Origin of the sequence: Roseobacter sp. (genome assembly GCF_039970775.1) — a bacterium.
GTDB lineage: Bacteria > Pseudomonadota > Alphaproteobacteria > Rhodobacterales > Rhodobacteraceae > Roseobacter.
Window position 1 is genome coordinate 1 of the sequence record NZ_JBDVLG010000038.1, and the last position, 6,551, is coordinate 6,551.

A 6,551-nucleotide genomic window follows, 5' to 3' on the forward strand; every position below is an offset into this window, starting at 1 on the left:
GCGTAGGCCTGCGCCTTGTCGGTACAGATCGTAACAGGCCGATGCAGACGGACACGCTCGATCGCCTTGTTGAGAAAGGATTTAGCCGCCTTCGCATCTCGGCGCGCGGTGAGGCGGAAATCGACCATCTGTCCGTTGGCACCGACGGCACGCCAGAAGTAGCGCCACTTTCCGCCGACACGGATATAGGTTTCATCGACATGCCAGTCGACGCTTGCGCGGCGAAGATGCCCCTCGGTGCGTTTGGTCAGTTCTGGGGCGAACTTCTGGACCCAGCGATATACCGTAGAGCGATCAACCGTGATGTCGCGCTCTGCCAGAAGATCGACGACATCCTGATAAGACAGCGGATATCGCAGATACCACCGGACGGCACAGAGAATGATATCACGTGGAAAGCGATGATGTTTGAACGGTGATTGGCGCGGCATGCTCAACCTCAAAAGCCAAAATCTGGCCGACAACGAGAGTTAATGCAACAGTCCCTCAAGGCGGTGTGTGTTGACGCTTTCGGAACGCTGATCAAGAATACGGGCAGCTTAAATTAGACGACCAACTAAATGCGGACACTGTCTAAGACGTCGTCTACTTTATCGCATCACCATGTCGTTTGAGAGTTTTGTAAAATGCTTACGGTTGCCGCGAAAGGACTGTTTTTGAAACTGCAGACGGTACTGGCCGGGCGACACTCCTAACAGCCTGTTGAATATACGCCGCATCGCATCTGCATCTGCGAAACCGCACCGCAAAGCGATGCGTTGCATGGGTTGTTCAGTATTTTCCAGCATTCTACGGGCAGCATCAAGCCGCGCTTTTGTCACGAAATCTCCTGGCGTAGTGTCCAATTCACGCCGGAAAACCCGAGCGAAATTCCGCACGCTCATGCCGCTTTTTGCTGCGAGTGTTTCAACGGTGAGATGAGCGTTCAGATTTTCAAGAATATACGCTTGAGCCTGCTGAATGGTGGTATCTTGGGCCATCTGGCCAATCAAATGGGCGCTGAACTGCGACTGCCCGCCGGTGCGGCGTAAAAACACAACCATATACCGCGCAACGATCATGGCTATTTCGTCGCCGTAATCCTCGGCCACGAGGGCCAGAGCGAGATCGACCCCAGCTGTGACACCGGCCGCTGTGATCAGCGGCCCATCGCGTAAAAATATAGCGTCTTCGTCCAGCTCAATCGCCGGGTATTCGTCGCGAAATTGCTCTGCGCATTCCCAGTGGGTTGTTACTTTGCGGCCATTCAACAGCCCAGCAGCGGCGAGAATGAAGACGCCCGTGCAAATTGAACCGTACCGACGGACCGTGGGAACGCGTCGCTTTAACCACGCAATAACATCCGGGCTAATGGTTTGAAAAGAAGGATCACCTGCAATCAACAGCGTGTCTATGGGTTCGTCGTCGTCATAGATGGTTCTGTCGGCGACCAGTTTCAACTGGCCGGTACCTGTCACGGCCTCTTTGCCAGTGGATATGATCTGAATGTCATAGGCCGACATGTCTTTCATGCGCCGCGCTGCCTCCCAAAATATTTCGGCAGGGCCGACGACATCCAACGACTGTACGCCTTCCGGAGCGAGGATCGCTATCCGCATGTGATGACCTCATTTTATAACAAAGGAATGCGCCCGTTGGCGGGGGCCGACGGGCGTATTCAAAGAACTTTGATTTTATGATGCGTGATGAAGCCTTGGCTCAAACACGCCATTTGGCTCGCGACCAGAAAAGGTTTTTGCTACAGCGAGCAAAGCGAGATCGGCAAACGGCTCGATGATAACGACACTCATGTAGGCGATACCGAACACCCCGATTGCAGCGAGACTCTCGGCACCAAAACCCTGACCATAAACCGCCCAGAACGCTACCCAAGCGACGACGCCGCCCTGATAGGTCGTGCTGAGAGCGAGCGCTTGCTTGTAAGTGATATCCACATAGCGTTTGGAAGGTTTAACTACCCGGTTCGTGAGCTCGGAAATCAGGAACAAGGGGACAAGCAATGTCGTGACGTTCATTCCATATTGCGGCAGGTCACTTGGAGCAAAGAACAACGCCTGCGCCAAAAGGCCCAAGGCAAGGCCCAAGGCCGCGGGTCCTACGCCAAACAGCAAAAACAGGGTGGACCCGAGGATGAAATGTACCTCGGACACGCCGACGGGGAAATGTGGCAAAAGCTCGAAGAACGCGAAGGTCAGTGCGGTCGTTGCAACTCCGCCAATCGTCAAGGCAAGCCCGCCTCTTTCGCTTACGGTATCATAGGCCTTTTTTGCAGCATAGCTGAGAGCCGCAGCCCCTGTGCCGTAGCTCAAAATAAGTTTGGCCGGTTCTACGATCCCTGGTTCGATATGCATTTATGTCTCCAATTCTGGAATAAAGTGATAAATGGAGCGCGTCCCGATTTAATTCGGGGTGCGATGAAGTTTTTTGAGCTCGGTCATGTCTTCTGGGGCCATGACGCCGGATTTGATGATCGCCTTTTCAAGCGCCGAGAGGAACTGTTCGTAGTAGTTCCAAGAGGTATCTGTGAGCGCATGTGAAGCCTCCCAAGCGGCGATTTCAGCGATTAACTCATCCCGAAAATCATCCCACTCAAAGACCCCCTGTTTGGCCAAGGCCAAAGCAGTGCCAAAGGCGGTACGTTCCCATTCATGACCAAAACAAAGAGTGCCATTGTAGCGAGGGGGCGTGTCGGGCTGACCCAACATTTCCGTAACCGCGTGATGTTCAAAGCGCGTTAGCATGACCGCCCCCTCACGCGGCCTTGGCGAGGGCGACGCCCATCATGCTTTCAGGAGTGACAAGGGCAGCAAGCTCTTCTTCGTTCAGCCCATCGGTGCCTTCGGGACGTTCAGGGACGACAAACCAGCGAATTTGCGCGCTTGAATCCCAGAGTTTGACATGGACCTCATCAGGAACATCAACCCCGAATTCCTTGAGCACGGCACGCGGTTCACGGGCGGCGCGACTGCGGAAAGCCGGGTCCTTATACCAATATGGCGGCAGACCTAAAACTGGGAAGGGGTAGCACGAACATAAGGTACAAATGATGATGTTATGCACGCCCGGCGCATTGGCCACGGCACGCATGTGCTCACCCTCAGCGCCGGCCATGTAGTCCCCCAGATCCATTTCAGCGATGGCCGCAGGTGTATCGTCCACGAGACGCTGCTTGAAGTCCGGGTCAAGCCATGCGCGCGCAACAATCTTGGCCCCGTTGAACGGGCCCATCTTGGTCTCAAAGAACTCGAGAGCTTGATCGATAGTTTTGTCGGTGATGATGCCCTTTTTAATCAGCAAAGCCTCCAAAGCCTTGGCGCGTGCTGCGTTTTTGGCTTCGCGATCACTGTCGTATTCAAAAAGTTCTGCCATAGTTTTAGTCTCCGTCCTAAGCGTTTTCTGGTGATCTAAGATAGCCTGCGTAGAGATCCGCATAGACCGTCACATTGGGTTCCACGTTGTCGGGCCAAACCTCGTCGGCGCTTACTCCAACCGTGTAACAAGGCATCGCTGGGCCGATGCCGTCTTCCTTGATGTCGCACAGATAAACATACGCACCATCATAGACTTTCTCGACCTCACAGGTCCGACCTCTCATGTAACCGGGAACACGTGTATGCGCGATGGAAGGTGGGTCGGTAATCACCACCTTGTCGCCGGTCGCAAAGTCATAGCTCGGCATTACATCGCTTTTTGGACTGTCACCAACAGTGATATATTGAAGGACCCGATCATCAATGGCGGTTTCATTCGCTGACGGCAGCGGTTTGTCAGGATCCGCGAGGTATTCCTCGGTGAGCGCATCCAATTCCGCCTCGGTGATGTACTCGTTTTCAATAAAGTATCCCGAAATACCACCGAGCCATTTCTCATAGTACCGGTATTTGAAGTACTCGAAGGGATTCATGGCTTCCGCGCCCTTGCGCAGATCGGCCCATGTCCAAATTGTCCGGAACGTAGAGGTGGTTTCGGGCAGGTCAATCTGCGTAGACAGGGCCATCATAGACGTGTGAATTCCGAAGACGCGCGTTTCCCAGTCTTCGACAAAGACACGTAATTCGGTGCTGACTGGGCCTACTGCTTCGAGACCGGCCAAACGATGTTGCAGTTTCATATATTTCTCTCCAGTGTTGATAAGACCGAGGCGCCTAGGCTTCGACGGGCTGTTTTGCGGATAAGACTTTGGTGCCGACCTCAGAGGCAAATCCAAACGCGGCTCCGATGGCCATGGCAAGCAACGCGATCAGCGTCGGATGTAGACCCGCGCCGCCACCGGTAATGGTGCTTTGTGTGGCTGCGGCTGTGCCCACGAGAGAGGCAAAGCCGAAGACGATGGCAGGTGGGAAATCCAGCAATTTCACCGCGGAGGTAAAGACCATCGCAGATGTTCCAAGGCCTACTAAAATTGCTGCGAACACAGGCGCGGTTGGCCCGACTTCAATAATCACGAGGGTGACTGAGGCGATGATAATCCCTGTGAAGTTGGAGGCAACGGATTTGACAAACCCGGGTTTTCCGCCGCCGCAGGCAAAGAAAGAGGCCCATGCGATAAACGTGACCCACACCGGAACCGGAATGAGAGTTGCAGTAATGTAGGTGTCGATGGCACCCAGTACGCCAAGGCTAACCATAGCCGCGACAAGAGGGGGGAACATATCGATATCTCCTTGTTGGTGGTACAAAACGGTCTTTTCGACCTTCGTTATTGCGCCTTAAACGGCGAGTTCTTCTTCAAGGGCGTAGGCGGATTTCAAACCGTTTCGAAGCATCGTCTCATCCAGGTTTCTGCCAATGAAGACGATTTGACTGTTTCGGTGTTCGCCGGGTTTCCAGACGGCCCCGGGTCGCCCATCAAGCGTCATGTGGACACCGTGACAAACAAAACGGCGGGGCTCATCCGCGAAATTCATGACACCTTTTAAGCGGAAAAGATCCTTACCGGTGTCTTGGACCAATGTGTTCAGCCACTTGTTGAACAATTCAGGGACCAGTGGGGTGTCGTCCTGTAACGCAATGCAGGTGATGCTTTCGTCGTGTTCATGATCATGGTCGTGATCGTCGAGCAAATGGGGCTCGAGGGTCAGAATTCGTTTCAGGTCAAACGCGCCGATGTCCAGAAGTTCAGACGGGGCCACATCGCAGTTTTGTGTGTGCACAAACCGCGCCAGCGGGTTGAGGCTACGCATCTTGGTTTCAACCGCGCGTAACGTGTCTTCGGTTTCAAGATCAGTTTTGTTGAGGATCAAAAGATCTGCGAAACAGATCTGTTCCTTCGCGATTTCTTGCTCGAGTTGGGTTTCGATGTGGCGGGTGTCGACCACGGTCACGATGGCGTCAAGTGTCATGCGTTTTGAGAGTACCTCGTCGAGCACGAAAGTTTGGACAACCGGCGCCGGATCAGCAAGGCCTGAGGTCTCGATCACGATCCGATCAATATTGTGCCCCGCTTCCAGAAGGTTGCGCAAAGCGCTGATCAGATCGGTCCGCACCGTGCAACAGATGCAGCCGTTGTTGAGCTCAACCACCTCATCCTCAGTGCCCACCACAAGTTGCCCGTCAATGCCCACCTCACCATATTCGTTTACAACGACCACGATTTTCTCACCGCTGGTGTTATGAAGAATATGGTTCAAAAGCGTGGTTTTGCCCGCACCAAGAAATCCAGTCAGTACTGTCGTGGGAATAGCTTTCATCGTGTGCTCCAGTTTTGCTTTACTTGCCGGGGGCAAGTTTCTAAAAATGCCGCGGACAGTGCCGTTAAAAATTTGGTTTAAGACCTACTACGGTGCCGACCAAAGTTGCGCAGTAGAGCTGCATGGGTCGATTCCAAGAAAACCGTAAATGCTGGTCGGTGGTGATAAAGCGTTAACTTATGCGGACAAAGAACATGCAAATCCGGCCATTGCTTGAAAATTTGGCACTGCTGATCGAAAAACGCACAAAAATTCGCAGCCTTATCTGGGCAGAATCCAATATTCTCTCAAGTTGGTTCTGTCGCAAAGTTTTACGGTTGGTTTCTATTCAGGGGGGACTGTTGCATTAACTCTCGTTGTCGGCCAGATTTTGGCTTTTGAGGTTGAGCATGCCGCGCCAATCACCGTTCAAACATCATCGCTTTCCACGTGATATCATTCTCTGTGCCGTCCGGTGGTATCTGCGATATCTGCTGTCTTATCAGGATGTCGTCGATCTTCTGGCAGAGCGCGACATCACGGTTGATCGCTCTACGGTGTATCGCTGGGTCCAGAAGTTCGGCCCAGAACTGACCAAACGCACCGAGAAGCATCTTCGCCGCGCAAGCGTCGACTGGCATGTCCCCTCTCGGCAGATCACTGCGTGATCGCCTGCCGGGCAGTGGATGAGACCTATATTCGTGTCGGCGGAAAGTGGCGCTACCTCTGGCGTGGCGTCGATGCCAACGGACAGATGGTCGATTTCCGCCTCACCGCGCGCCGAGATGCGAAGGCGGCTAAATCCTTTCTCAACAAGGCGATCGAGCGTGTCCGTCTGCATCGGCCTGTTACGATCTGTACCGACAAGGCGCAGGCCTACGC

At 53.7% G+C, this 6,551-nt stretch carries 10 protein-coding genes; 2 read left to right on the top strand and 8 right to left on the bottom strand.

The genetic code is table 11. The features are described from left to right. From ABJH13_RS09070 to ABJH13_RS09105, 8 genes are all read right to left on the bottom strand, one after another. Nucleotides 1-431 (bottom strand): IS6 family transposase (locus tag ABJH13_RS09070; RefSeq protein WP_348405897.1); only part of this gene is annotated, 431 nt, incomplete at its 3' end. A gap of 159 nt (nucleotides 432-590) precedes the next feature. Next, complete coding sequence (locus ABJH13_RS09075; protein ID WP_348405898.1) at nucleotides 591-1,598, bottom strand: GlxA family transcriptional regulator; 1,008 nt, start codon at nucleotides 1,596-1,598, stop codon at nucleotides 591-593. Between the two features lie 75 nt (nucleotides 1,599-1,673). Then, the gene (locus ABJH13_RS09080) at nucleotides 1,674-2,351 is read right to left on the bottom strand and encodes an energy-coupling factor ABC transporter permease (protein ID WP_348405899.1); all 678 of its coding nucleotides are present in this window, start codon (nucleotides 2,349-2,351) and stop codon (nucleotides 1,674-1,676) included. Between the two features lie 48 nt (nucleotides 2,352-2,399). Next, the gene (locus ABJH13_RS09085; protein WP_348405900.1) at nucleotides 2,400-2,741 is read right to left on the bottom strand and encodes a nitrile hydratase accessory protein; all 342 of its coding nucleotides are present in this window, start codon (nucleotides 2,739-2,741) and stop codon (nucleotides 2,400-2,402) included. Nucleotides 2,742-2,751: 10 nt separating this feature from the next. Further along, nucleotides 2,752-3,369: a nitrile hydratase subunit alpha gene (gene nthA, locus ABJH13_RS09090; protein WP_348405901.1), complete on the bottom strand. Its 618-nt coding sequence runs from the start codon at nucleotides 3,367-3,369 to the stop codon at nucleotides 2,752-2,754. A gap of 16 nt (nucleotides 3,370-3,385) precedes the next feature. Then, nucleotides 3,386-4,111 carry a nitrile hydratase subunit beta gene (nthB, locus tag ABJH13_RS09095; RefSeq protein WP_348405902.1) on the bottom strand — a complete coding sequence of 242 codons (726 nt, stop codon included), beginning with the start codon at nucleotides 4,109-4,111 and terminating at the stop codon, nucleotides 3,386-3,388. A 34-nt stretch (nucleotides 4,112-4,145) separates the two neighbouring features. Further along, nucleotides 4,146-4,652, bottom strand: a complete 507-nt coding sequence (locus tag ABJH13_RS09100) for a DUF1097 domain-containing protein (RefSeq protein WP_348405903.1) — start codon at nucleotides 4,650-4,652, stop codon at nucleotides 4,146-4,148. Between the two features lie 57 nt (nucleotides 4,653-4,709). Next, nucleotides 4,710-5,690 carry a GTP-binding protein gene (locus ABJH13_RS09105; protein ID WP_348405904.1) on the bottom strand — a complete coding sequence of 327 codons (981 nt, stop codon included), beginning with the start codon at nucleotides 5,688-5,690 and terminating at the stop codon, nucleotides 4,710-4,712. A gap of 389 nt (nucleotides 5,691-6,079) precedes the next feature. Here ABJH13_RS09105 and ABJH13_RS09110 point away from each other — a divergent pair, with 389 nt between their 5' ends. Next, entirely contained in the window at nucleotides 6,080-6,337 is a 258-nt protein-coding gene (locus ABJH13_RS09110; RefSeq protein ID WP_348405905.1) for a hypothetical protein, read from the top strand. A gap of 14 nt (nucleotides 6,338-6,351) precedes the next feature. Beyond that, nucleotides 6,352-6,551 (top strand): DDE-type integrase/transposase/recombinase (locus tag ABJH13_RS09115; protein ID WP_348405906.1); only part of this gene is annotated, 200 nt, incomplete at its 3' end.

What these genes read in the sequence shown, in the direction of transcription:
- ABJH13_RS09105 (WP_348405904.1), bottom strand. Translation starts at nt 5,690, where the DNA reads ATGAAAGCTATTCCCACGACAGTACTGACTGGATTTCTTGGTGCGGGC.
- ABJH13_RS09100 (WP_348405903.1), bottom strand. Translation starts at nt 4,652, where the DNA reads ATGTTCCCCCCTCTTGTCGCGGCTATGGTTAGCCTTGGCGTACTGGGT.
- nthB (WP_348405902.1), bottom strand. Translation starts at nt 4,111, where the DNA reads ATGAAACTGCAACATCGTTTGGCCGGTCTCGAAGCAGTAGGCCCAGTC.
- ABJH13_RS09080 (WP_348405899.1), bottom strand. Translation starts at nt 2,351, where the DNA reads ATGCATATCGAACCAGGGATCGTAGAACCGGCCAAACTTATTTTGAGC.
- ABJH13_RS09085 (WP_348405900.1), bottom strand. Translation starts at nt 2,741, where the DNA reads ATGCTAACGCGCTTTGAACATCACGCGGTTACGGAAATGTTGGGTCAG.
- ABJH13_RS09075 (WP_348405898.1), bottom strand. Translation starts at nt 1,598, where the DNA reads ATGCGGATAGCGATCCTCGCTCCGGAAGGCGTACAGTCGTTGGATGTC.
- nthA (WP_348405901.1), bottom strand. Translation starts at nt 3,369, where the DNA reads ATGGCAGAACTTTTTGAATACGACAGTGATCGCGAAGCCAAAAACGCA.
- ABJH13_RS09110 (WP_348405905.1), top strand. Translation starts at nt 6,080, where the DNA reads ATGCCGCGCCAATCACCGTTCAAACATCATCGCTTTCCACGTGATATC.